General features: G+C 59.9%; 23 protein-coding genes and 1 tRNA gene. 13 read left to right on the top strand and 11 right to left on the bottom strand.

Annotated elements, in window-relative coordinates; genetic code table 11:
- Nucleotides 1-27: 27 nt before the first annotated feature.
- The 13 genes from ruvA to nadA all read left to right on the top strand — a co-directional run bounded on the left by ruvA (nt 28) and on the right by nadA (nt 10,203).
- Nucleotides 28-636, top strand: a complete 609-nt coding sequence (gene ruvA, locus BSF44_RS06395; protein WP_095942777.1) for a Holliday junction branch migration protein RuvA — start codon at nt 28-30, stop codon at nt 634-636.
- Nucleotides 637-1,698 carry a Holliday junction branch migration DNA helicase RuvB gene (ruvB, locus tag BSF44_RS06390; protein WP_008015800.1) on the top strand — a complete coding sequence of 354 codons (1,062 nt, stop codon included), beginning with the start codon at nt 637-639 and terminating at the stop codon, nt 1,696-1,698.
- A 127-nt stretch (nt 1,699-1,825) separates the two neighbouring features.
- Entirely contained in the window at nt 1,826-2,293 is a 468-nt protein-coding gene (ybgC, locus tag BSF44_RS06385) for a tol-pal system-associated acyl-CoA thioesterase (protein WP_008052449.1), read from the top strand.
- Nucleotides 2,283-2,978 carry a protein TolQ gene (gene tolQ / locus BSF44_RS06380; protein ID WP_007897030.1) on the top strand — a complete coding sequence of 232 codons (696 nt, stop codon included), beginning with the start codon at nt 2,283-2,285 and terminating at the stop codon, nt 2,976-2,978. The genes ybgC and tolQ overlap by 11 nt, the downstream gene beginning before the upstream one ends.
- Before the next feature lie 23 nt (nt 2,979-3,001).
- On the top strand, nt 3,002-3,454 hold the full coding sequence (gene tolR, locus BSF44_RS06375; protein WP_160389304.1) for a protein TolR: 453 nt from the start codon (nt 3,002-3,004) through the stop codon (nt 3,452-3,454).
- Nucleotides 3,454-4,533 carry a cell envelope integrity protein TolA gene (gene tolA / locus BSF44_RS06370; RefSeq protein WP_095942775.1) on the top strand — a complete coding sequence of 360 codons (1,080 nt, stop codon included), beginning with the start codon at nt 3,454-3,456 and terminating at the stop codon, nt 4,531-4,533. The genes tolR and tolA overlap by 1 nt, the downstream gene beginning before the upstream one ends.
- Nucleotides 4,534-4,550: 17 nt before the next feature.
- Nucleotides 4,551-5,831, top strand: a complete 1,281-nt coding sequence (tolB, locus tag BSF44_RS06365) for a Tol-Pal system beta propeller repeat protein TolB (protein ID WP_167362903.1) — start codon at nt 4,551-4,553, stop codon at nt 5,829-5,831.
- 52 nt (nt 5,832-5,883) lie between these two features.
- Nucleotides 5,884-6,381 carry a peptidoglycan-associated lipoprotein Pal gene (pal, locus tag BSF44_RS06360; protein WP_003178634.1) on the top strand — a complete coding sequence of 166 codons (498 nt, stop codon included), beginning with the start codon at nt 5,884-5,886 and terminating at the stop codon, nt 6,379-6,381.
- A 6-nt stretch (nt 6,382-6,387) separates the two neighbouring features.
- Nucleotides 6,388-7,227, top strand: coding sequence for a tol-pal system protein YbgF (gene ybgF, locus BSF44_RS06355; protein WP_095942774.1), 840 nt, complete (start codon nt 6,388-6,390; stop codon nt 7,225-7,227).
- A gap of 166 nt (nt 7,228-7,393) precedes the next feature.
- The gene (gene queE / locus BSF44_RS06350) at nt 7,394-8,041 is read left to right on the top strand and encodes a 7-carboxy-7-deazaguanine synthase QueE (protein ID WP_008047363.1); all 648 of its coding nucleotides are present in this window, start codon (nt 7,394-7,396) and stop codon (nt 8,039-8,041) included.
- Between the two features lies 1 nt (nt 8,042).
- Entirely contained in the window at nt 8,043-8,735 is a 693-nt protein-coding gene (gene queC, locus BSF44_RS06345) for a 7-cyano-7-deazaguanine synthase QueC (protein WP_095942773.1), read from the top strand.
- Between the two features lie 63 nt (nt 8,736-8,798).
- Nucleotides 8,799-8,874 (top strand) — tRNA-Lys (locus BSF44_RS06340).
- A 270-nt stretch (nt 8,875-9,144) separates the two neighbouring features.
- Nucleotides 9,145-10,203 carry a quinolinate synthase NadA gene (gene nadA, locus BSF44_RS06335; RefSeq protein ID WP_095942772.1) on the top strand — a complete coding sequence of 353 codons (1,059 nt, stop codon included), beginning with the start codon at nt 9,145-9,147 and terminating at the stop codon, nt 10,201-10,203.
- 136 nt (nt 10,204-10,339) lie between these two features.
- Here nadA and BSF44_RS06330 read toward each other — a convergent pair whose 3' ends face one another.
- The 11 genes from BSF44_RS06330 to arcA all read right to left on the bottom strand — a co-directional run bounded on the left by BSF44_RS06330 (nt 10,340) and on the right by arcA (nt 23,463).
- On the bottom strand, nt 10,340-10,828 hold the full coding sequence (locus tag BSF44_RS06330; RefSeq protein ID WP_095942771.1) for an RDD family protein: 489 nt from the start codon (nt 10,826-10,828) through the stop codon (nt 10,340-10,342).
- Nucleotides 10,829-10,923: 95 nt separating this feature from the next.
- Nucleotides 10,924-11,136: a cold-shock protein gene (locus BSF44_RS06325; RefSeq protein ID WP_007977299.1), complete on the bottom strand. Its 213-nt coding sequence runs from the start codon at nt 11,134-11,136 to the stop codon at nt 10,924-10,926.
- Between the two features lie 403 nt (nt 11,137-11,539).
- Entirely contained in the window at nt 11,540-12,664 is a 1,125-nt protein-coding gene (gene gcvT / locus BSF44_RS06320) for a glycine cleavage system aminomethyltransferase GcvT (protein WP_095942770.1), read from the bottom strand.
- A 36-nt stretch (nt 12,665-12,700) separates the two neighbouring features.
- Nucleotides 12,701-14,077, bottom strand: coding sequence for an L-serine ammonia-lyase (locus tag BSF44_RS06315; RefSeq protein WP_095942769.1), 1,377 nt, complete (start codon nt 14,075-14,077; stop codon nt 12,701-12,703).
- Nucleotides 14,078-14,280: 203 nt separating this feature from the next.
- Nucleotides 14,281-17,133 (bottom strand): aminomethyl-transferring glycine dehydrogenase, encoded by a 2,853-nt coding sequence (gcvP, locus tag BSF44_RS06310; RefSeq protein WP_095942768.1) that lies wholly within the window; start codon nt 17,131-17,133, stop codon nt 14,281-14,283.
- A gap of 11 nt (nt 17,134-17,144) precedes the next feature.
- Nucleotides 17,145-17,528 carry a glycine cleavage system protein GcvH gene (gene gcvH / locus BSF44_RS06305; RefSeq protein WP_008047373.1) on the bottom strand — a complete coding sequence of 128 codons (384 nt, stop codon included), beginning with the start codon at nt 17,526-17,528 and terminating at the stop codon, nt 17,145-17,147.
- Between the two features lie 428 nt (nt 17,529-17,956).
- Nucleotides 17,957-19,465 (bottom strand): sigma-54-dependent transcriptional regulator, encoded by a 1,509-nt coding sequence (locus BSF44_RS06300; protein WP_095942767.1) that lies wholly within the window; start codon nt 19,463-19,465, stop codon nt 17,957-17,959.
- Between the two features lie 199 nt (nt 19,466-19,664).
- Nucleotides 19,665-20,027 carry a DUF5064 family protein gene (locus BSF44_RS06295; RefSeq protein ID WP_095942766.1) on the bottom strand — a complete coding sequence of 121 codons (363 nt, stop codon included), beginning with the start codon at nt 20,025-20,027 and terminating at the stop codon, nt 19,665-19,667.
- Nucleotides 20,028-20,090: 63 nt separating this feature from the next.
- Nucleotides 20,091-21,020, bottom strand: a complete 930-nt coding sequence (gene arcC / locus BSF44_RS06290) for a carbamate kinase (RefSeq protein WP_095942765.1) — start codon at nt 21,018-21,020, stop codon at nt 20,091-20,093.
- A 151-nt stretch (nt 21,021-21,171) separates the two neighbouring features.
- Complete coding sequence (locus BSF44_RS06285; protein WP_095942764.1) at nt 21,172-22,182, bottom strand: ornithine carbamoyltransferase; 1,011 nt, start codon at nt 22,180-22,182, stop codon at nt 21,172-21,174.
- A 24-nt stretch (nt 22,183-22,206) separates the two neighbouring features.
- Nucleotides 22,207-23,463 carry an arginine deiminase gene (arcA, locus tag BSF44_RS06280; protein WP_095942763.1) on the bottom strand — a complete coding sequence of 419 codons (1,257 nt, stop codon included), beginning with the start codon at nt 23,461-23,463 and terminating at the stop codon, nt 22,207-22,209.
- Nucleotides 23,464-23,488: the final 25 nt, after the last annotated feature.

Here is a 23,488-nt window from a genome sequence, read left to right as displayed (position 1 = left end):
GCTGGCCAACGCTCAAGGATTTGTAACGTGATTGGACGTTTGCGCGGCACCCTGGCTGAGAAGCAGCCTCCCCATCTGATTCTGGATGTAAATGGCCTGGGCTATGAACTTGAAGTGCCCATGACGACCCTTTACCGCTTGCCGTCGGTCGGTGAGCCGCTAACCTTGCATACCCATTTGGTCGTGCGCGAAGACGCACAGTTACTCTATGGTTTTATCGGCAGGCGTGAGCGCGATTTTTTTCGCGAATTGATCCGCCTCAATGGCGTCGGGCCGAAACTGGCCCTGGCCTTGATGTCGAGCCTGGAAGTCGACGAGCTGGTTCGCTGCGTACAGTCCCAGGACACTTCGGCGCTGACCAAGGTCCCGGGCGTCGGCAAGAAGACCGCCGAACGCTTGCTGGTGGAACTCAAGGATCGCTTCAAGGCCTGGGAAACCGTACCGGCCATGTTCGCCCTGGTGCCGAACCAGCCGGATGGACCGGCTCCGGTGAACACTGCCGAGACTGATGCCGTCAGCGCCTTGATTTCCCTGGGCTACAAGCCCCAGGAAGCGAGCAAGGCGGTGTCTGCGATCAAGGAGAAAGATTTGAGCAGTGAAGACATGATCCGCCGCGCCTTGAAGGGAATGATCTAAGTGATTGAAGCTGATCGTCTGATCGCTGCCACGCACAGTCCGCGTGAGCGCGAAGAAGTCCAGGACCGCGCCATTCGCCCTGTCAGCCTGGCCGAATACATTGGCCAGCCGACCGTTCGCGAGCAGATGGAGTTGTTCATTCAGGCTGCGCGCGGTCGTAACGAGTCCCTGGATCACACGCTGATCTTCGGGCCGCCCGGCCTGGGCAAGACCACGCTCGCCAACATCATCGCCCAGGAAATGGGCGTGTCGATCAAGAGCACCTCGGGGCCGGTGCTGGAGCGTCCCGGTGACCTGGCGGCGCTGTTGACCAACCTTGAGCCCCACGATGTGCTGTTTATCGACGAAATCCATCGCCTGTCGCCCATCGTTGAAGAAGTGCTGTACCCGGCCATGGAGGATTTTCAGCTCGACATCATGATCGGTGAAGGCCCGGCCGCGCGTTCGATCAAGCTGGATCTGCCGCCGTTCACCCTGGTCGGCGCAACGACGCGTGCGGGGATGCTTACCAACCCGTTGCGTGACCGTTTCGGCATCGTCCAGCGCCTGGAGTTCTACAACAACGCCGATCTGTCGACAATTGTCAGTCGCTCGGCAAGCATCCTTGGTTTGCCGCTGGACCCGGAAGGTGCTTTCGAAATCGCCCGACGTGCCCGTGGCACCCCACGGATCGCCAACCGTTTGCTGCGCCGGGTGCGCGACTTCGCTGAAGTTCGCGCCAAGGGCCATATCACCAAGCCGATTGCCGACCTGGCGCTGAACCTGCTGGACGTCGACGAGCGTGGCTTCGATCACCAGGACCGACGTCTGTTGCTGACCATGATCGAGAAATTCGATGGCGGGCCGGTCGGGGTCGACAGCCTGGCCGCCGCCATCAGCGAAGAGCGTCATACCATCGAAGACGTGCTCGAGCCATACCTGATCCAGCAGGGTTACATCATGCGCACGCCTCGGGGGCGGGTGGTGACGCGGCATGCCTACCTGCATTTTGGTTTAAACATTCCGTCACGATTGGGCGAAATGCCCGTGGTAGACGAGTTTCTCGATGCCGCTGACGATTAATTAACATTGCGTGCTGATTTTTTCGGGCAATGTAGGGTCCCAGGACCGTACTTTCACGTGAAAGCCGCAGAACAATGAAAAACAGTTGCCATGCCGGATTGGCAACCTGAGGAGTAAGCACTAGAGTATGCGCGCGCAAAACGGGCTTGAGCCTTTCGCACATCGCTGTCGCGTTTATTACGAGGACACCGATGCGGGGGGCATCGTGTATTACGTTAATTACCTCAAGTTTATGGAACGGGCTCGAACCGAGCGGCTACGAGATCTGGGCTTTGCCCAATCCACGCTTGCCGGTGAGGACCTGTTGTTCGTCGTGCATTCCAGCGAAGCGCGCTACCACGCGCCGGCGCGACTGGACGACGAACTGCTGGTAAGCGCCGAGGTAATCGAATTGAACCGTGCCAGCCTGCGCTTCAAGCAGCAGGTCAGGCGGGCAACGGATAATGTGCTGCTCTGCGAAGGGCAGTTTCTGGTGGCCTGTGTGCGCACTGAAAGTTTGAAACCCCGGGCCATTCCCGAAGCTCTACGGGCGGCCTTTGCCGACGTGAGCGGCGCGGGTACACACTCAAAGCAGGAGATAAAGCGTGGAAGCTAACGTCGTCGACCATTCCTCCATGTGGAGCCTGGTCAGCAATGCCAGTATCGTGGTGCAACTGGTAATGCTGATCCTGGTAGCCGCATCGGTGACCTCGTGGATCATGATTTTTCAGCGCAGCAACCTGCTGCGTGCCGGTCGACGCGCCCTGGAGAGCTTTGAAGAGCGCTTCTGGTCGGGTATCGACCTGTCCAAACTGTACCGTCAGGCCGGCAGCAATCCGGACCCTGATTCGGGCGTCGAGCAAATCTTCCGTGCCGGTTTCAAGGAATTCTCCCGTCTGCGCCAGCAGTCGGGCGTTGATCCGGAAGCGGTCATGGAAGGCGTGGCCCGTGCCATGCGCGTCGCCATTTCCCGCGAAGAAGAAAAGCTCGAGCAGAGTCTGCCTTTCCTGGCCACCGTTGGTTCCGTGAGCCCGTACATCGGTCTGTTCGGTACCGTCTGGGGGATCATGAACTCCTTCCGTGGCCTGGCCACCGCCCAGCAAGCGACGCTGGCCACTGTGGCGCCAGGTATCGCCGAAGCACTGATTGCCACCGCGATCGGTCTGTTCGCTGCCATTCCAGCCGTTATCGCTTACAACCGTTTTGCTGCTCGCAGCGAAACCCTGCTGGGCCGCTACTACACCTTCGCCGACGAGTTCCAGGCGATCCTGCACCGTAAAGTGCACACCAGCGAAGAATAAGCAGGTAATTTCCAATGGCTTTAATCGCTCGAGCTCGCAAAAAGCGCAAGCCGGTCGCCGAGATGAACGTGGTGCCTTACATCGACGTGATGTTGGTGCTGCTGGTCATCTTCATGGTGACCGCGCCGATGCTCAATCAGGGCGTGAAAGTTGATCTGCCCAAGGTTTCCAGCGAAGCCTTGCCGCAGGACAACAACACCCAGGTCCTGACCATTTCCATCAAATCCGACAAGACCTACTACTGGAATCTTGGTAGCGAAGTCGACACCGAAAAGCAGCAGGATCGGGCCATGACCCTGCCGCAGATGACTGACGCGGTGACCAAGATCATTCGCGTCGGCAACGAAGGCGGCAAGCGTACCCAGGTCTTCATTCGCGGCGACAAAACCGTCGATTACGGCTCCGTCATGGGGGCCATGGGCGGGTTGCAGAAAGCCGGGGTCGGTAATGTTGGCTTGATTACCGAGGCGCCCTGATGCAGCAACAGCGAGAGCCGTCCGCCTCGGAAAGCTACTTCTGGCCTAGTGTCTGGGCGATTGGCTTGCACGTGCTGGTGTTCGGCATGCTGTTCGTCAGCTTTGCCTTTACCCCGGAACTGCCGCCGGCCAAGCCGATTGTCCAGGCGACCCTGTACCAACTGAAGTCGAAAAGTCGGGCCACCACCCAGACCAATCAGAAGATTGCCGGTGAAGCGCAGAAATCCGCTGCGCGCCAGACCGAAGTCGAACAGATGGAACAGAAAAAGATCGAGCAGGAAGCGATCAAGGCCGCGGAACAAAAGAAGGAAGATGCGGCTCAAAAAGCCGAAGAATCCAAGAAGGCCGACGAGACGAAGAAAGCGGAAGAGGCAAAAAAGGCTGATGAAGCCAAGAAAGCCGATGAAGCGAAGAAGACCGCCGAAGCCAAAAAGGTCGAAGAGAAACAATTGGCTGATATAGCCAAGAAGAAGGCCGAAGAAGAAGCCAAGAAAGCGGCTGAGGAAGAGGCCAAGAAAGCGGCCGCCGAAGAAGCGAAGAAAAAGATCGTCGAAGACGCCAAGAAGAAAGCCGCGGAAGACGCCAAGAAGAAATCTGAAGCTGAAGAGGCGAAGAAGAAAGTCGCTGAAGACGCGAAGAAGAAAGCGGCTGCCGATGCTGCGAAGAAAAAATCGCAGGAAGCGGCGCGTAAATCCGCCGAAGACAAAAAGGCCCAGGCCTTGGCCGATTTGCTTTCCGACACGCCGCAGCGTCAGCAGGCCTTGGCCGATGAGCAGGGCGATGAAGTCGCCGGCAGTTTCGATGATCTGATTCGTGCGCGTGCAGCGGAAGGCTGGGCTCGTCCGCCTTCGGCCCGCAAAGGCATGACGGTCGTGTTGCAAATCGGCATGTTGCCGGACGGTACGGTGACTTCGGTCAGCGTGTCCAAGTCCAGTGGCGACGGTCCGTTTGACGCGTCGGCTGTTGCAGCGGTGAAGAATATTGGACGTTTGACAGAAATGCAGGGAATGAAGCCGAGTGATTTCGCTCCGTATCGTTCATTCAAGATGACATTCACACCTGAGGATCTAGCTTTGTGAGAAACCTTCTTCGAGGAATGCTGGTCGTTATCTGCTGCATGGCAGGGATGGCGATGGCAGATGAGAAAAACATTCTGGTTACAAGCGGCAGCGATCGGGCGACCCCGATCGCCGTCGTACCGTTCGGCTTCCAGGGCGGTAGCGTGCTGCCGGACGACATGGCGGAAATCATCGGTAACGACCTGCGTAACTCGGGTTACTACTCGCCGCTTCCAAAGCAGAACATGATCAGCCAGCCGAGCCAGGCCAGCGAAATCATCTTCCGTGACTTCAAGGCGCTGGGTGCCCAGTACGTCATGGTCGGCAGCATCGTTCCGGCGGGCGGTCGCCTGCAGGTGCAATACGCACTGTTCAACGTGGCCACCGAACAGCAAGTGCTGACCGGCAGCGTGTCCGGCGGCGTCGATCAGTTGCGCGACATGGCGCACTATATCTCCGACCAGTCGTTCGAAAAGCTCACAGGTATCAAGGGTGCTTTCTCGACTCGCCTGCTGTACGTAACGGCCGAGCGTTTCTCCGAGAACAACACTCGCTACACCCTGCAACGTTCGGACTACGACGGTGCTCGCGCCGTGACCCTGCTGCAGTCGCGCGAGCCGATCCTGTCGCCGCGTTTCGCACCGGATGGCAAGCGCATCGCTTATGTCTCTTTCGAGCAGAAGCGTCCACGCATCTTCATGCAGAACATCGACACCGGTCGCCGTGAGCAGATCACCAACTTCGAAGGCCTGAACGGTGCGCCAGCCTGGTCGCCGGATGGCAATCGCCTGGCGTTCGTGCTGTCGAAAGACGGCAACCCGGACATCTATGTGATGAACCTGGGTTCGCGTCAGATCAGCCGCGTCACCAACGGCCCTGGCATCAACACCGAACCGTTCTGGGGCAAGGATGGCTCGACCATCTACTTCACGTCCGACCGTGGCGGCAAGCCGCAGATCTACAAGACCAGTGCCGGTGGTGGCGGTGCCGAACGCGTGACTTTCGTCGGTAACTACAACGCCAACCCTAAACTGTCGGCTGATGAAAAGACGCTTGTCATGATTCACCGTCAGGATGGCTTCACCAATTTCAAGGTGGCGGCCCAGGATTTGCAGCGCGGTAGTGTAAAAATCCTCACTGATAGCACTCTGGACGAGTCGCCTACTGTCGCGCCCAACGGCACCATGGTAATCTACGCCACCCGCCAGCAGGGCCGGGGAGTCTTGATGCTCGTGTCCATCAATGGACGCGTAAGGCTCCCGCTTCCTACCGCACAAGGCGAAGTCAGAGAACCTTCCTGGTCCCCTTACCTGAACTGACGCGGCGCTATACGTTGTACTTAACACACTGGGGTTCATTAGGAGTTTCACGATGGAAATGCTGAAGTTTGGTAAATTTGCTGCGCTGGCACTGGCCATGGCTGTAGCTGTAGGTTGCTCGTCCAAAGGCGGCGACAATGCCGGTGAAGGCGCGGTAGATCCAAACGCTGGTTACGGCGCAAACACTGGTGCAGTTGACGGCTCCCTGAGCGAAGAAGCTGCTCTGCGCGCTATCACTACTTTCTACTTCGAATACGACAGCTCGGACCTGAAGCCAGAAGCCATGCGCGCTCTGGACGTTCACGCCAAAGACCTGAAAGCAAACGGCGCTCGCGTTGTTCTGGAAGGCAACACCGACGAACGTGGTACTCGTGAGTACAACATGGCACTGGGCGAGCGTCGTGCGAAAGCCGTTCAGCGCTACCTGGTACTGCAAGGTGTTTCCCCAGCTCAGCTGGAACTGGTTTCCTACGGCGAAGAGCGTCCAGTTGCTACCGGCAACGACGAGCAGTCCTGGGCTCAAAACCGTCGCGTCGAACTGCGTAAGTAATTCGTCATGCGAACGTGCCGTCGTGCTGTAACTGTTCTGGCTCTCAGCCTCGCGCCGCTTGCGGTGTGGGCTGCGGTTCCTGTGGTCGATAACGACTCCGGCTATAACAATAGCGGGAGCAGTTATCCGCCTGCAGGTTACGGTACGAACGGCGCCTATGCCGGGGGAGGGGTTTCGGCCCCTGTCTCGGCACAGGGCGAGCTGTTCAACCAACTGCAATCAATGCAGCAACAGATCGAGCGCCAGCAAGGTGCGATTGAAGTTCTGCAAAATGATGTAGCGCGCATGAAACAGGAAAACCTGGAGCGATACCAGGATCTTGATCGGCGCATAGGAACCGGCGTTGCACCAGCCGCGACTCCTGAAAATTCTTCCACCGGCGGTGATTCGAATGCCGCTGGTGCAGCCGCAGGTGCGGCAGCTGGCGCAGCCGCCGCTCAAGCACCTGCCGCGGGTGGCGAACCGGCGGATCCGGCGAAGGAAAAGCTCTATTACGATGCTGCCTTCGACCTGATCAAGGCCAAGGATTTCGACAAGGCCAGCCAGGCTTTTGCCGCTTTCCTGCGCAAATACCCGAACAGCCAGTACGCGGGCAACGCCCAATACTGGTTGGGCGAAGTGAATCTGGCCAAAGGCGATCTGCAAGGCGCAGGTCAGGCGTTTGCCAAGGTTTCGCAGCTGTATCCCAAGCACGCCAAAGTGCCGGACTCGCTGTACAAGCTCGCTGATGTAGAGCGTCGCCTGGGTCATACCGACCGGGTCAAAGGCATTCTGCAGCAGGTGGTGTCCCAATATCCGGGTACTTCCGCCGCTCAGTTGGCCCAGCGTGATCTGCAAAAAATGTAAGCCTGCTTGACCCGTTTCAAAGAAACCCGCGCTTGTCGCGGGTTTTTTCGTTAGAATTCACGCCCTTTTTATGAAACACGCTTTTAGGGGCCTGCGCTTTGCCGGGGTTCCTTCAAGTGCCTGACGGAGGCGGACAGCCTGTTTAGCTGTTACGCCCGTGGCGACTATGCAAGACACATTGAGAATCACCGAAGTTTTCTACTCGTTGCAGGGTGAAACGCGGACTGCCGGCCTGCCCACTGTCTTTGTGCGCCTGACCGGTTGCCCTCTGCGTTGCCAATACTGCGACAGCGCCTACGCGTTCACCGGAGGAACCATTCGCACGCTCGACGACATCCTCGAGCAAGTTGCCGGTTTTCGCCCGCGATACGTCTGCGTCACGGGCGGCGAGCCCCTGGCACAGCCCAACGCCATTCCCTTGCTCAAGCGCTTATGTGACGCCGGTTACGAAGTGTCGCTGGAAACCAGTGGCTCCATCGATATCTCGGCAGTAGATTCCCGGGTCAGTCGCGTTGTCGACCTGAAAACCCCGGGTTCGAAGGAAGCGCACCGCAATCGCTACGAAAACATCGAGCTGCTCACGCCCAACGATCAGGTGAAGTTTGTCATCTGCTCGCGGGAGGACTATGACTGGTCCGTATCCAAGCTGATCCAGTACGGTCTTGACCTGCGTGCCGGTGAAGTCCTGTTCTCGCCAAGTCACCATGATCTCAATGCCCGGGATCTGGCGGACTGGGTGGTGGCGGACAACCTGCCAGTGCGTTTGCAATTGCAGCTGCATAAATATCTATGGAATGACGAGCCGGGGCGCTGAAATGACTGAACAACTCAATACGGCTGAAAAACGAGCGGTCATCCTGCTTTCCGGTGGCCTGGACTCGGCGACCGTCGTGGCCATGGCGCGCGCCGAAGGCTACAGCTGCTACACCATGAGCTTTGACTACGGTCAGCGCTCTCACGCCGAGCTGTACGCCGCCGAGCGTGTGGCACGGGACCAGGGTGTGGTCGAGCACAAGGTGATCGGCCTGAACCTGAACGGCATGGGCGGCTCGGCCCTGACCGACAGCAGTATCGATATTCCAGAGGAGCTCGGTGAAGGCATTCCGGTGACGTACGTGCCTGCGCGTAACACGGTGTTCCTGTCCCTGGCCCTGGGCTGGGCAGAAGTGCTCGGCGCACGGGACATCTTTATCGGCGTCAACGCGGTGGACTACTCCGGTTACCCGGACTGCCGTCCCGAGTTCATCGAGTCGTTCGAGCGCATGGCCAACCTGGCAACCAAAGCCGGCGTGGAAGGCAATGGCTTCCGCATCCAGGCGCCGCTGCAAAACCTCAGCAAGGCGCAGATCGTCCAGGAAGGCGTGAAGCTTGGCGTGAACTATGGACTGACCGTTTCCTGCTATCAGGCCGACGATGAAGGCCGTGCGTGCGGCAAGTGCGACAGCTGCCGACTGCGTGCAGAAGGCTTTGCGGCGGCCGGAATCAGCGATCCAACCCCTTATTTTTGATTTATTTCAAAATAGGTGTTGAATAGTCCTTAAAAATCAGTATTATACGCGCCACCACACAGCGGGTCGTTAGCTCAGTTGGTAGAGCAGTTGGCTTTTAACCAATTGGTCGTAGGTTCGAATCCCACACGACCCACCATTTTTGGCGGTTTAGAAAATCCGGAAGGCCCACGCAAGTGAGGATTTCCGGGTTTTTTTTTGCCCGCGATTCAAGCCCGCTTCGCAGCGCGCTGCTGCGCATGACGCAGGTCAGAATCACCTTTTGCATCCGTCGGATATTCTGTAGCCTTGCGCAGCTTCAACGCTGTCCGTGCCTGATCAATACTCACTTTCCCGGCGGTACCCCGATGGGTCCGGAGCCGGGTGTATACTCGACTTTCGCGCGAATGCGCTTGCAGGTCTTGCGAACATGACGCAAATTTCCGAACGCCTTCTGGTTCAAGCCCACCTCGACGCCAAACAGCCCAAGCCGCTGACCGCCGATGAAGAGGCTTATTACCGTGCTGCCATCGCTGCCGAGCTCAAGGCTCAGGACGCGGTGCTGGTGGCCCACTTCTATTGTGACCCTGTCATTCAGGCGCTGGCCGAAGAGACGGGGGGCTGTGTTTCCGACTCGCTGGAAATGGCTCGTTTCGGCAACGCCCATCCGGCCAAGACCGTGGTCGTCGCTGGCGTGAAGTTCATGGGTGAGACCGCCAAGATCCTCAATCCGGAAAAACGCGTGCTGATGCCGACGCTCGAAGCGACCTGTTCGCTCGACCTGGGTTGCCCGGTGGACGAGTTTTCCGCGTTCTGCGATCAACACCCGGAGCGCACGGTGGTGGTGTACGCCAACACGTCGGCTGCGGTAAAGGCCCGAGCGGATTGGGTGGTGACTTCAAGCTGTGCGCTGGAGATCGTCGAAAGCCTGATGGACAATGGCGAGACCATTATCTGGGGCCCGGACAAGCACCTGGGGACCTACATCCAGCGCCAGACCGGTGCCGACATGCTGCTGTGGGACGGTGCCTGCATCGTTCACGAAGAGTTCAAGTCCAAGCAGCTTGAAGACATGAAGGCGCTGTACCCGGATGCGGCGATTCTGGTGCACCCGGAGTCGCCGACCTCGGTGATTGAATTGGCGGACGCCGTGGGTTCGACCAGTCAGTTGATCGCGGCGGCCCAGAGCCTGCCGAACAAGACGCTGATCGTCGCGACCGACCGTGGCATCTTCTACAAGATGCAGCAGCTGTGCCCGGACAAGGTCTTTATCGAAGCCCCGACGGCGGGTAACGGCGCGGCATGCCGCAGTTGTGCGCATTGCCCGTGGATGGCCATGAACACCCTTGAGCGCACGCTCAAGGCGTTGAAGGAAGGGTCGAACGAGATCTTTGTCGACCCGGCACTGATCCCGCAGGCGATTCGCCCGCTCAAGCGCATGCTTGATTTCACCCAGGCTGCGCGGATGAAGTTGGCCGGGAACGCCTGAGGTCTGTCAGGATCGCCGCATAATACTGTAGGAGTGAGCCCTGCTCGCGATGGCGGTCTGTCAGTCATATCAATGTTGACTGACAGACCGCCATCGCGAGCAGGCTCGCTCCTGCAATGGTTTTTGCGTCGGAGAATTATTTGGTCTTCTTCGGAATCCGCACCAGCTCGGTATTGGAGTAGATGTCATGCCAGCTGCGTTTCTGTTTGTCGAACAGCGACCAGAAGAATCCCAGGCCAACGCAGAGCAGCGAAGCAATCGACACCACAAAGCGCAGCAGCGCCTGCCACAGGCTGATGGACGAGCCATCGGCATTCTGCACACGGATGCACCAGACCTGCATGCCCAGCGTCTGACCGGACCAGGTCCAGAATTTGGCGAAGAAGCCGAACAATACGAACAGCAAGACGGTGGAAAGCAGGGGGTCGCCGTCCAGCGCGCCCGCTTCGGTCAGGGTGCGCATCCTTTCTTCGCCGATGATCGCCATCTGGATCATCTTGTAGACGCCGCTGGTGACGATCAGCAGAGCGGTGCACAGCAGGAAATCATAGAACATGGCTGCCAGACGACGACCCAGGCCAGCGGCAGGAAAGTTGCCCTGGGGGGTAAGCAGGTGTTTCGACATGGCAGGCTCTCGGCGAAAAAAGAAGCCATTTTACGGATTTACGCGCACAAAAAAGCCCCTGATGTCAGCATCAGGGGCTTTTTCGTTACAGAAGATCAGGCTTCTGCTTGTACTTCGTCAGCCTGCATGCCTTTCTGGCCCTGCACGGCGATGAAAGTCACTTTCTGGCCTTCTTTCAGGCTCTTGAAGCCGTTGCCCTGGATGGCGCGGAAATGCACGAACAGATCCGGACCGCTTTCAGGAGTGATAAAACCAAAACCTTTCTCGTCGTTAAACCACTTGACGGTACCGCTCTGACGTTGGGACATTTCTTATTTCCTTTGACGCAAAAAATTAATGACAGTCTCCTTCTCATGAAAGAGTACTGGGGCTGGTTGCAGGAGAGTAAGAAGACGTCGAACGGGATGTAGCTAACTTGTAGGCTACTGCCCAGGTCACGATTCCAAGCGACCCATGCAAACACAGTGAACAAACTCTACGCCAACTACGGGAGAAAAAACAAGCCCCGTGAAGGCCCCGTATTTCCTCAGGTTGATGGCAAAGTCAGTCCATTAGCGGGGGCTTATTCCCTAGTGTTGTTCAATTGTTTTCGATCGTTATAAGCAAAGTTCATAATCGAAGCTTATAGCCAAACGATGCACTGTTATATGGCGGTTGCGTTACACATTAGTGCACCGTTAACGCAACCGCGTTACTTATAGGAACAGTCAATCAGCCACGATAGTAGCGTTGTGGAACAAATGGCATTTTGCTTACAAGCAAAGGCACCTTTTTCCCACGAACGATCGCCCAAACGGGGGTGTCCAGTGCGATGTAGGCGCTGTCGACATAACCCATGGCCAGCGGACCGCCCAGGGTCGGTCCGAAACCGCCGCTGCAGACGCTACCGATGATGTCGCCGGCTTCGTTGACGATCTCGGCGCCTTCACGCACGGGTGTACGTTCCTGCGGCAGCAGACCTACACGTTTGCGGTTCACGCCTGCCTGTTGCTGGGCGAATACGGTTTCGGCGCCAGGGAAGCCACCAGCCCGTGCACCATCGGCGCGACGTGGCTTGGAGATCGCCCACAGCAGGCTTGCTTCGATCGGGGTGGTGTCGGTGTTCATGTCGTGGCCGTACAGGCACAGGCCGGCTTCCAGGCGCAGGGAGTCGCGGGCGCCAAGACCGATGGCGGCCACTTCCGGTTCGGCCAGCAGGGCGCGAGCCAGGGCTTCGGCATTGGCGGCCGGTACGGAAATTTCGAAACCGTCTTCGCCGGTGTAACCCGAACGGCTGGCAAAGCAGTCCACGCCCAGCAGCTTCACGCGGGCGAACTGCATGAAGGTCATCTTTGCAACTGTAGGCGCCAGACGCGCCAGTACAGTGACTGCCGCCGGGCCTTGCAGGGCGAGCAAGGCACGCTCTTCGAACAGCGGCTCGATGCTGCACTGGTCGCCGATGTGCTTGCGAAGGTGGGCCAGGTCCTGATCCTTGCAGGCGGCGTTGACCACCAGGAACAGTTCGTCGTTACCCAGGTTGGCGACCATCAGGTCGTCGAGGATGCCGCCGGTCTCGTTAGTGAACATGGCGTAACGCTGCATGCCCACCGGCAGGTCGATGATGTCCACCGGCACCAGGGTTTCCAGGGCCTTGGCGGCATTGGCGCCGGTCAGGCGGATCTGGCCCATGTGCGAGACGTCGAACAACCCGGCCTGATCGCGGGTGTGCTGGTGTTCTTTCATCACGCCCAGCGGGTATTGCACGGGCATGTCGTAGCCGGCGAAGGGCACCATGCGTGCGCCGAGTTCGATGTGCAGTGCGTGCAACGGGGTTTTCAACAGTTGTTCGGTGGACATATTCAGCTCCTGAAGAAGGGTGCAGATGAGCGCGCATCAGCACTCGATAATGTTGACCGCCAAACCGCCACGGGCGGTTTCCTTGTATTTGCTTTTCATGTCGGCGCCAGTCTGGCGCATGGTGCGGATGACCTTGTCGAGGGAGACGAAGTGTTGTCCGTCGCCGCGCATGGCCATGCGCACGGCATTGATGGCCTTGACCGAACCCATGGCGTTGCGCTCGATGCAAGGCACTTGCACCAGCCCGCCAATCGGGTCGCAGGTCAGTCCGAGGTTGTGTTCCATGCCGATTTCCGCGGCGTTCTCCACTTGTTGCACAGTGCCGCCCAGTACTTCGCACAAGGCGCCGGCGGCCATCGAGCAGGCGACACCGACTTCGCCCTGGCAGCCGACTTCGGCGCCGGAGATGGAGGCGTTTTCCTTGTACAGAATGCCGATGGCCGCGGCGGTCAGCAGGAATCGCACCACGCCGTCGTCATTGGCGCCCGGGATAAACCGCATGTAGTAGTGCAGCACCGCTGGAATGATCCCCGCCGCACCATTGGTGGGCGCCGTTACGACGCGCCCGCCGTTGGCGTTCTCCTCGTTGACCGCCAGCGCGTAGAGGTTGACCCAGTCCAGCACAGACAGTGGGTCGCGCAAGGACGATTCCGGGTTCTTGCACAATTGCCGATGCAGCGCGGCGGCCCGGCGCTTGACCTTCAGCCCGCCGGGCAGGATGCCTTCGTTACGGCATCCGGCGGCGACGCAGTCCTGCATCACTTGCCAGATTTTCAGCAGGCCGGCGCGGGTTTCCGCTTCCGGGCGCCAGGCGCTTTCATTGGTCAGCATCACCTGGCTGATCGACAGCCCGTATTTGACGCAATGACCGAGAAGATCCTTGGCGCTTTTGAACGGAAAGGTCAGGGGCGTGGCGTCTTCGACGATGCGGTCGGCGCCGGCGGCGTCCTCATCGACCACGAAACCGCCGCCGACCGAGTAGTACTCGCGGCTGCGGATCTGCAGGCCCGCTGCGTCGAAGGCGCGGAAAATCATGCCGTTGGGGTGATAGGGCAGCGGTTTGCGAATCATCGCCAGGTGTTCTTTCTCGTTGAACGCAATGCTGTGTTCGCCGAGCAGGTTCAAGCGGCCGTTGCCGCGAATGTCTTGCAGACGCTCAGCGACGGTTTCGGTATCCACGGTGTCCGGGTGTTCGCCTTCCAGGCCCAGCAATACAGCCTTGTCGCTGCCGTGGCCTTTACCGGTGGCCCCGAGCGAGCCGTACAACTCGACCTTGACGCAGGTGGTGGCCGTCAGCAGCCCTTCACGGCGCAAACCTTCGACGAAACGCGCAGCGGCGCGCATCGGGCCGACGGTGTGGGAGCTGGAGGGGCCGATGCCAATCTTGAACAGGTCGAACACGCTTAACGACATGGTGGTTCTCCGGTTTCTTGTTATGGGTATGGCGGGATCTGAGGCTTGGCTCAGTTCCCTGTGGGAGTGAGCCTGCTCGCGATAGCGGTCGTTCAGTCGACAACGATGGTGGCTGTCAGTCCGTCATCGCGAGCAGGCTCACTCCCACAGGGGGCTGTGGTGTTCTGGAAATTGGGGGCGGATGATTCCGCCCCCTCATTCGTTTAAGCGTAGCTTTCGATCGACGGGCAGGCGCAGACCAGGTTGCGGTCGCCGAACACGTTGTCGACGCGACCGACCGGCGGCCAGTACTTGCCTTCGATCAGCGACGCAACCGGGTACACCGCTTGCTCACGGCTGTACGGGTGCGACCACTCGCCCACCAGCTCCTTGGCGGTGTGCGGGGCGTTTTTCAGCGGGTTGTCGTCCTTGTCCAGGGTGCCGTTTTCCACTGCGCGGATTTCTTCACGGATGCGGATCATGGCGTCGCAGAAGCGGTCCAGTTCTTCCTTGGACTCGCTTTCGGTCGGCTCGATCATCAGCGTGCCGGCCACCGGGAACGACATGGTCGGCGCATGGAAGCCGAAGTCGATCAGGCGCTTGGCGACGTCATCGACGCTGATGCCGCTGCTGTCTTTCAGTGGGCGCAGATCAAGGATGCACTCGTGCGCCACCAGGCCGTTGCTGCCGGTGTACAGCACTGGATAGTGTTCTTCGAGGCGACGGGAGATGTAGTTGGCATTGAGGATCGCCAGCTGCGAAGCACGCTTGAGGCCCGCGCCACCCATCATACGAATGTACATCCAGGTGATCGGCAGAATGCTCGCGCTGCCGAACGGTGCCGCGCAAACGGCGCCTTCCTTGCGCTCCATCTGGGCGTGGCCCGGCAGGAATGGCGCCAGGTGCGATTTCACACCGATCGGGCCGACGCCCGGGCCGCCACCGCCGTGAGGAATGCAGAAGGTCTTGTGCAGGTTCAGGTGCGAAACGTCGCCGCCGAACTTGCCCGGGGCGCAAAGGCCGACCATGGCGTTCATGTTGGCGCCGTCGATGTACACCTGACCGCCGTTGTCATGAACGATGCCACAGATTTCGCGGATGCCTTCTTCGAACACGCCGTGGGTCGACGGGTAGGTAATCATCAGCGCGGCGAGGTGTTCGCGGTGCTCGATGGCTTTGGCGCGCAGGTCTTCGATGTCGACGTTGCCACGGGCATCGCAGGCGGTGACGACCACGCGCATGCCGGCCATGTTGGCGGTGGCCGGGTTGGTGCCGTGGGCCGACGACGGGATCAGGCAGATGTCGCGACGGTCTTCGCCACGGCTCTGGTGATAGGCACGGATCGCCAGCAGACCTGCGTATTCACCCTGGGAACCGGCGTTCGGTTGCAGCGAAACCGAGTCGTAGCCGGTCGCAGCGCAAAGCATTGCTTCCAGTTCGTCGGTCAATTGCTGATAACCGGCGCTTTGCTCGGCCGGGGCGAACGGGTGCAGGGCGCCGAACTCGGCCCAGGTCACCGGGATCATTTCGCTGGCGGCGTTGAGTTTCATGGTGCACGAACCCAGCGGGATCATGGTGCGGTCCAGCGCCAGGTCCTTGTCCGCCAGTTTGCGCAGGTAGCGCATCAGCTCGGTTTCCGAGTGGTAGCGGTTGAACACCGGGTGGCTGAGGATCGGCGACTGACGTACCAGTGTGGCCGGGATGGCGCTCTGCACCGAAGCGGCGAGGGCGGTGAAATCCGGCAGGGCCTTGCCGTCGGACAGCAGTGTCCACAGGGCTTCAACGTCAGCCTGAGTGGTGGTTTCGTCCAGGGACAGGCCCAGGCGCTCGCCATCGACCACGCGCAGGTTGATGCGCTGGGCGTGTGCCTTGTCGTGCAGGGCAGCGGTTTGCGCGCCGGTCTTCACGGTCAGGGTGTCGAAGAAGCTCGCTTGCTCGACGCTCAGGCCCAGTGCACTCAGGCCTTTGGCCAGGATTGCGGTCAGGTGATGCACACGATTGGCGATCTGCGTCAGGCCTTTCGGACCGTGGTACACGGCGTACATGCTGGCGATGTTGGCCAGCAGTACTTGCGCGGTGCAGATGTTGCTGGTGGCTTTCTCGCGACGGATGTGTTGCTCGCGGGTCTGCATGGCCAGGCGCAGGGCCGGGTTGCCGAAACGGTCTACGGAAACACCGACCAGGCGGCCAGGCATGTCACGCTTGAACGCGTCCTTGGTGGAGAAGTACGCCGCGTGCGGGCCACCGAAGCCCAGCGGCACGCCGAAACGTTGTGCACTGCCGATGGCCACGTCGGCACCGAATTCACCCGGTGCGGTCAGCACGGTCAGGGCCAGCAGGTCGGCAGCCACGGCAACGAGGGCGTTGGCGGCGTGGAAGCGTTCGGTCAGTTCGCGGTAATCGAACACGTCACCGTTGCTCGCCGGGTATTGCAGCAGGGCGCCGAAGAATGGCGTCACGTCGCTCAGTTCGCGCTCGTCGCCAACCACCACGTCGATGCCCAGAGGCTCGGCACGGGTGCGCAGTACGTCGAGGGTCTGCGGGTGGCAATGCACGGAGGCGAAGAAGGCGTGGCTGCCTTTGTTCTTGCTCAGGCGTTTGCAGAAGGTCATGGCTTCGGCAGCGGCGGTGGCTTCGTCGAGCAGCGAGGCGTTGGCGATCGGCAGGCCGGTGAGGTCGCTGATCAGGGTCTGGAAGTTCAGCAGCGCTTCGAGACGGCCCTGGGAGATTTCTGGCTGGTACGGGGTGTAGGCGGTGTACCAGGCCGGGTTTTCCAGCAGGTTGCGCAGGATCGGCGACGGCGTGTGGGTGCCGTAGTAACCCTGGCCGATGAAAGTCTTGAACAGCTGGTTCTTAGTCGCGATGGACTTGATCAGGGCCAGGGCATCGGCTTCGCTCAAACCATCTTCCAGGCCGAGGACGCTGGTGCCCTTGATGCTGTCGGGAATCACGCTGGCGCTCAGGGCTTCCAGGGAGTCGAAACCGAGGCTGTTGAGCATGGCTTGCTCGTCACCGGCGCGCGGGCCGATGTGACGGGCGATGAATTCGTTGGCGGTGGTCAGATTCACTTGGGTCATGTCAGCGCTCCTCAGGCTTCGGCTTGGGCTTTGATCAGGCGGTCGTAGGCGTCCTGATCCAGCAGTTGGGCGACTGCCGAGGCGTCGCTTGGCTGGAAGCGGAAGAACCAGCCTTCGCCCAGCGGATCTTCGTTGACCAGTTCAGGGCTGCTGTCCAGCGCCGGGTTCACTTCCAGCACTTCGCCGTCCAGCGGCATGTACACGCCACTGGCAGCCTTTACCGATTCCACGGTGGCGGCTTCGGCGCCTTTGTCGTAGGACTGCAGCTCAGGCAGTTGAACGAAAACCACGTCGCCCAGGGCGTTCTGTGCGAAAGCGGTGATGCCGACCGTGACGCTGCCGTCAGCTTCGGTGCGCAGCCATTCGTGATCTTCAGTAAAACGCAACTCGCTCATGGAAACTCCTAAGGGGGCCAGACTCGTCTGGTGGACGCGATTGAATGCTTGGGCGATGCCCGGGTTATGGGGGAGTACATAGCAAGAACGCGGCCAACGTTGTTTTTATTGTTATTGATCAATGATTTAGGTGGTTTCGACAAAGTCTGAAGATCAATCGTTGTAGCGAAATCGATACGGCACATGTCAATGATAAAAGCCGAGGTGGATCAAAGCCTTGTACAGCCGTGATCGGAGAGGGGTGTAGCGATATCGTTCCGCTGTAGCGCTTTCAGTACAGATGGAGGTCGTATTTAGAGTGGGATTTGCGGGGCGAACACAAAACCTGTGGGAGCCAGCCTGCTGGCGATTGCGGTGTGGCAGGCAATAAAGATGTTAACTGATATGACCCCATCGCCAGCAGGCTGGCTCCCACAGGTTGTGTTGTGTCAGGCCTTGCTCGGAATCCCGTACTTGCGCAACCGATGGGCAATCGCCGTGTGGGAGGTTTGCAGACGCGTCGCCAGTTGCCGAGTCGAGGGGTAGCTGGCGTAGAGTTTTTCCAGCAGGGTTTTCTCGAACTCGTCCATGGCCTGTTCCAGGCTGTCGACGTCATGGTCGCCCTGGCGAGCCACCGAGGTGCCGGCGATGTCGAGGTCGCCGATGTCCACCAGGCTGCTTTCGCAAATTGCCGCGGCGCGGAAGATCACGTTCTGCAATTGCCGCACGTTGCCCGGCCAGCGGTTGCCCAGCAGCGCCGGGTAAGTGCCCGGCGCCAGGCGACAGATCGGTCGCTGGATCTGCGCGCAGGCCTGCTGCATGAAGTAGCGGGCCAGCAGCAAGATGTCCTGGCCGCGCTCGCGTAGCGGCGGCACTTCAACGTTAAGGACGTTGAGGCGATAGAACAGGTCCTCGCGGAACAGGCCTTCGCTGACCATTTTTTCCAGGTCGCGGTGGGTGGCGCTGAGGATCCGTACGTTGACCTTGACCTCACGGTCACCGCCGACCCGGCGAAAACTGCCGTCGTTGAGGAAACGCAGCAATTTGGCCTGCAAGTACGGCGACATCTCGCCGATTTCATCGAGAAACACCGTGCCCTGGTTGGCCAGTTCCATCAGCCCCGGCTTACCGCCCCGTTGTGCGCCGGTGAAAGCGCCAGGGGCATAGCCGAACAGTTCGCTTTCGGCGAGATTCTCCGGCAATGCCGCGCAATTCAACGCCAAAAAGGGAGAACTGTGCCGGGCACTGATGGCGTGGCAGGCGCGGGCCACCAGTTCCTTGCCGGTACCGGTTTCACCCTGGATCAACAGCGGTGCATCGAGGGCCGCGACCCGCTGGGCGCGCGCCTTGAGGGTGCGGATCACCGGGGACTCGCCGAGCAGGGCATCGAAACCTTCGGCGTGGTCATGGTGCAGCGCGGAGAGGCGTTCGCCGATGCGGTTCGGTTGGTACAGGGTCAGCAGGGCGCCGGCGTCGGTAATCGGCGTGGCGTCGAGCAACAGGGTCTGGCCGTTGACGGTGATTTCCCGAAGCGGCAGGCGAAAGCCGTGTTCGAGCAGGGCGTCGAGCAAGGCCGGGTCGGCAAACAGGTCGCCCACGCTTTCACCGTCCGGTTCGCGGCCGTACAGGGCGATCAGGGCCGGGTTGGCCAGCAGCACCTTGCCGTCGCTGTCCAGTGCCAGCACCGGGTCGGTCATGGCGGCCAGCAAGGCGTCGAGCTGCAAGTGCCGGCGCTGGCCGGGCAGGATGTCGACCACCGTCACCGCTTGCACGCCACGCACGCTGAACAGGGCATCGCGCAGTTCCTCGAGCACTTGCGGGCTCAGGGTCGGGGCGTCGATATAGACATTGGGCGGGACCATTTCCACCGCATCCAGGTTCAGATTGCGCCCGCCGAGCAGGGCCAGGACTTCCTGGGTGATACCGACGCGGTCGATGAAGCTGACGTGGATACGCATGGGGCGGTCTTGGGGTCTGCAGTGCGGAGGGTGGCAAGTATGCCTTGGGGCGGGCTAATGGTGAAATTTTGCGCGACCTTCAATGGGGTGATGCCCCCTGTGGGAGCGAGCCTGCCCGCGATGGCAGTGTGTCAGTCACTAAAAATATTGTCTGACACTACGTCTTCGCGAGCAGGCTCGCTCCTACAGGCTCGGCAGGTTATTCCAGGTGCTCGGGTTTGACCGGGTCGCCCGATTTCATGTTCAACTGCACCCGCACGTCCTCGAACATCGCGTCGTAGTGCTTGTGGATCGAACCGATGTTGCTATGGGTTTTCGGGATGCCATGCTTTTCGGCAATCTTGGTGACGTTGCTGGCGAAGTTGTAGGCCATGTCCTTGGGCAGGAAGAACGACTCGCTCATGTCCTTGTTCTGAATACTGCCGTGCATCTTGAACAGCATCCCTTTGCCTTCCTTGGGGTCCTGGCTGACTTCATAGTCGATGTGGATGTTGTAGCTGACATCATCCTTGTTCAGCGCGTGTCGCTCGATGTGCAGGTGACCCGGCTCGAACGTTGCCATTGTTGACTCTCCTTCAAAAGATCTCGAATCAGGACAGGCCTCAGGCCTGCCCCGATGTTTCGTTTACTGATAGCTGATGCCCGGTGTCGCCGTGCTGATGCGCGTACCGGCCTTGCCCTGGACGATCGCTTCGATGTCCGCGAGCGAGCCGATCACTGCGACTTTTCCAGTATGGCGTGCGAATTCGCAGGCTGCCTGCACCTTCGGTCCCATGGAGCCGGCGGCGAAGCCGAGTTTCTCAATTTCGTCGGGGTGGGCCTGGGCGATGGCTTTCTGCGTGGGTTTGCCAAAGTCGATGAACGCGGCGTTGACGTCGGTGGCGATCACCAGCAGATCGGCTTCAAGCTGTTCGGCCAGCAGCGCCGAGCACAGGTCCTTGTCGATGACCGCTTCGACGCCCTCGAGTTTGCCGGGCGAGGTATACATGGTCGGAATGCCGCCGCCGCCGGCGCAGATCACGATGCTGCTTTTTTCCAGCAGCCATTTGATCGGACGGATTTCGAAGATGCGCTTGGGTTTCGGGCTGGCGACCACGCGGCGGTATTTGTCGCCGTCCGGGGCAATGGCCCAGCCTTTTTCGGCGGCGAGTTTTTCCGCATCGGCCTTGCTGTAGACCGGGCCGATGGGTTTGGTGGGGTTCTTGAAGGCCGGGTCATTGGCATCGACTTCGACCTGGGTCAGCAAGGTCGCGAAGGGCACTTCGAAGTCCAGCAGGTTGCCCAGTTCCTGTTCGATGATGTAGCCAATCATGCCTTCGGTCTCGGCGCCGAGCACGTCCAGCGGATAGGGCGAAACCGAGGTGTAGGCCGCCGCCTGCAATGACAGCAGGCCGACCTGAGGGCCATTGCCGTGGGCGATGACCAGTTGGTTGCCGGGATGGATCCTGGCGATCTGTTCGGTGGCGATTCGGATGTTGGCGCGCTGGTTGTCAGCGGTCATGGGTTCGCCCCGGCGGAGCAGGGCATTACCGCCAAGAGCTACGACGATACGCATGGTGCAGTCCTTCTAAACAGAGGAAAGGCAAACGACTCGGTCAATTGTAGGAGTGAGCCTGCTCGCGATTGCGCAGCATCAGTCGACATTAATATTGAATGTCAGACCGCTATCGCGAGCAGGCTCGCTCCTACATTGACCGGTGCCGGTCTTAAAGGTCAGCCAGCGTCGACACCAGAATCGCCTTGATCGTATGCATGCGGTTTTCCGCTTGCTCGAAGGCGATGCAGGCCGGCGACTCGAACACGTCATCGGTCACTTCGATGCCGTTGCTCAGGTGCGGGTACTGCTCGGCAATCTGCTTGCCGATCTTGGTGTCGCAGTTGTGGAACGCCGGCAGGCAGTGCATGAATTTGGTGCGCGGGTTGCCGGTGGCTTTCATCAGTTCGGCGTTGACCTGATACGGCAGCAGTTGCTGGATGCGCTCGGCCCAGGCTTCGACCGGCTCGCCCATCGATACCCAGACATCGGTGTGGATGAAGTCCACGCCCTTGACCGCCGCTTTCGGGTCTTCAGTGAGGGTGATGCGCGCGCCGCTTTCTTCTGCGTATTGCTTGCAGCGGCCCACCAGGTCGTCCGCCGGCCACAGGGCTTTGGGCGCGCAGATGCGCACGTCCATGCCGAGCTTGGCGCCGATCAACAGCAGGGAGTTACCCATGTTGTTGCGCGCGTCGCCCAGGTAGGCGTAGCTGATCTCGTGGATGGGCTTGTCGGCGTGTTCTCGCATGGTCAGCACGTCGGCGATCATTTGCGTCGGGTGATATTCGTCGGTCAGGCCGTTGAACACCGGCACGCCGGCGAACTTGGCCAGTTCCTCGACGATTTCCTGCTTGAAGCCACGGTACTCGATGGCGTCGTACATGCGCCCGAGCACTCGGGCGGTGTCCTTCATGCTTTCCTTGTGGCCGATCTGCGAAGAGTTCGGGTCGATGTAGGTAACGTTGGCGCCCTGGTCATAGGCTGCGACTTCGAACGCGCAGCGGGTGCGGGTCGAGGTCTTTTCGAAGATCAGCGCGATGTTGTTGCCCTTGAGATGCTGCTGTTCGGTGCCGGTGTACTTGGCACGCTTGAGGTCGCGGGACAGGTCGAGCAGGTAGCGCAATTCGCGAGGGGTGTGGTGTTCCAGGCTCAGCAGATTGCGGTTATGGATATTGAACGCCATTTTGGATCTCCTAAGGTGAACAGGTTAGTAGTCAATCGGGTCGCGGATGATCGGGCAGGTCATGCAATGGCCGCCGCCCCGTCCCCGGCCGAGTTCGCCGGCGCTGATGGTGATCACTTCCACACCGGCCTTGCGCAGCAGGGTGTTGGTGTAGGTATTGCGGTCGTAGCCGATGACCACGCCGGGCTCCAGGGCCACTACGTTGTTGCCGTCATCCCATTGCTCGCGTTCGGCGGCGAAGCTGTTGCCGCCGGTTTCCACCACGCGCAGGGCCTTGAGGTTGAGGGCCTGGGCGACGGTATCGAGGAAGCTGGTTTCTTCGCGGCGGATGTCGATGCCGCCCGCCTTGCTTTCATCGGGACGCAGGGTGAAGGCGACAATCTTGTTCACCACTTCCGGGAAGATCGTGACGAGGTCGCGATCACAGAAGCTGAACACGGTGTCCAGGTGCATCGCCGCGCGGGATTTCGGCAGGCCGGCGACGATCACTTTCTCGACGGCCTTGTTTTTGAACAGGTTCACCGCCAGTTGGGCAATGGCCTGGCGCGACGAGCGTTCGCCCATGCCGATCAACACCACGCCGTTGCCGATCGGCATCACATCTCCGCCCTCAAGGGTGGAGTTGCCATGTTCTTTGTCCGGGTCGCCGTACCAGATCTGGAAGTCGGCGTTGGTGAATTCGGGGTGGAACTTGTAGATGGCGGTGGTCAGCAGGGTTTCCTGACGGCGTGCCGGCCAGTACATCGGGTTGAGGGTGACGCCACCGTAGATCCAGCAGGTGGTATCGCGGGTGAATTGGGTGTTGGGCAGCGGCGGCAGGATGAAGCTGGAGTTGCCAAGGAAGTCGCGGAACATCTCGATGGCTTTGCCGCCGAAACTGGTCGGCAAATCATCGCCCGACACGCCACCGATCAGGAACTCGGCGATCTTGCGTGGCTCCAGGCTGCGCAGCCAAGAGGCCGTTTCGTTGATCAGGCCCAGGCCCACCGAGTTGGCGGTGATCTTGCGTTCCAGAATCCAGTCCAGGGCTTCGGGAATGGCGACGATGTCGGTCAGCAGGTTGTGCATTTCCAGCACATCGATGTTGCGTTCGCGCATCTTGGTGACGAAGTCGAAGTGGTCGCGCTTGGCCTGGGCCACCCACAGCACGTCATCGAACAGCAGTTCATCGCAGTTGTTCGGGGTCAGCCGCTGATGGGCCAGGCCTGGGGAGCAAACCATGACTTTGCGCAGTTTGCCGGCTTCGGAATGGACGCCGTACTTAACTTTTTCCGTGGTCATTGCAGTGATCCTCCAGATGACAAAA

This window comes from Pseudomonas sp. ACN8 (assembly GCF_002303925.1).
Taxonomy (GTDB): domain Bacteria; phylum Pseudomonadota; class Gammaproteobacteria; order Pseudomonadales; family Pseudomonadaceae; genus Aquipseudomonas.
Note: the sequence above shows the minus strand (reverse complement) of the source record. Positions and strands in the feature narration are given on the sequence as shown.

Excerpts from the sequence above, each read along its gene's own strand:
- BSF44_RS06330 (WP_095942771.1), bottom strand. The coding sequence starts at position 10,828 with ATGTCGAAACACCTGCTTACCCCCCAGGGCAACTTTCCTGCCGCTGGC.
- gcvT (WP_095942770.1), bottom strand. The coding sequence starts at position 12,664 with ATGTCCACCGAACAACTGTTGAAAACCCCGTTGCACGCACTGCACATC.
- ybgC (WP_008052449.1), top strand. The coding sequence starts at position 1,826 with ATGCGCGCGCAAAACGGGCTTGAGCCTTTCGCACATCGCTGTCGCGTT.
- gcvP (WP_095942768.1), bottom strand. The coding sequence starts at position 17,133 with ATGACCCAAGTGAATCTGACCACCGCCAACGAATTCATCGCCCGTCAC.
- arcC (WP_095942765.1), bottom strand. The coding sequence starts at position 21,020 with ATGCGTATCGTCGTAGCTCTTGGCGGTAATGCCCTGCTCCGCCGGGGC.
- BSF44_RS06325 (WP_007977299.1), bottom strand. The coding sequence starts at position 11,136 with ATGTCCCAACGTCAGAGCGGTACCGTCAAGTGGTTTAACGACGAGAAA.
- pal (WP_003178634.1), top strand. The coding sequence starts at position 5,884 with ATGGAAATGCTGAAGTTTGGTAAATTTGCTGCGCTGGCACTGGCCATG.
- arcA (WP_095942763.1), bottom strand. The coding sequence starts at position 23,463 with ATGACCACGGAAAAAGTTAAGTACGGCGTCCATTCCGAAGCCGGCAAA.
- tolA (WP_095942775.1), top strand. The coding sequence starts at position 3,454 with ATGCAGCAACAGCGAGAGCCGTCCGCCTCGGAAAGCTACTTCTGGCCT.
- queC (WP_095942773.1), top strand. The coding sequence starts at position 8,043 with ATGACTGAACAACTCAATACGGCTGAAAAACGAGCGGTCATCCTGCTT.
- gcvH (WP_008047373.1), bottom strand. The coding sequence starts at position 17,528 with ATGAGCGAGTTGCGTTTTACTGAAGATCACGAATGGCTGCGCACCGAA.
- queE (WP_008047363.1), top strand. The coding sequence starts at position 7,394 with ATGCAAGACACATTGAGAATCACCGAAGTTTTCTACTCGTTGCAGGGT.
- nadA (WP_095942772.1), top strand. The coding sequence starts at position 9,145 with ATGACGCAAATTTCCGAACGCCTTCTGGTTCAAGCCCACCTCGACGCC.
- BSF44_RS06315 (WP_095942769.1), bottom strand. The coding sequence starts at position 14,077 with ATGTCGTTAAGCGTGTTCGACCTGTTCAAGATTGGCATCGGCCCCTCC.
- BSF44_RS06285 (WP_095942764.1), bottom strand. The coding sequence starts at position 22,182 with ATGGCGTTCAATATCCATAACCGCAATCTGCTGAGCCTGGAACACCAC.
- BSF44_RS06300 (WP_095942767.1), bottom strand. The coding sequence starts at position 19,465 with ATGCGTATCCACGTCAGCTTCATCGACCGCGTCGGTATCACCCAGGAA.
- tolB (WP_167362903.1), top strand. The coding sequence starts at position 4,551 with ATGCTGGTCGTTATCTGCTGCATGGCAGGGATGGCGATGGCAGATGAG.
- ybgF (WP_095942774.1), top strand. The coding sequence starts at position 6,388 with ATGCGAACGTGCCGTCGTGCTGTAACTGTTCTGGCTCTCAGCCTCGCG.
- BSF44_RS06295 (WP_095942766.1), bottom strand. The coding sequence starts at position 20,027 with ATGGCAACGTTCGAGCCGGGTCACCTGCACATCGAGCGACACGCGCTG.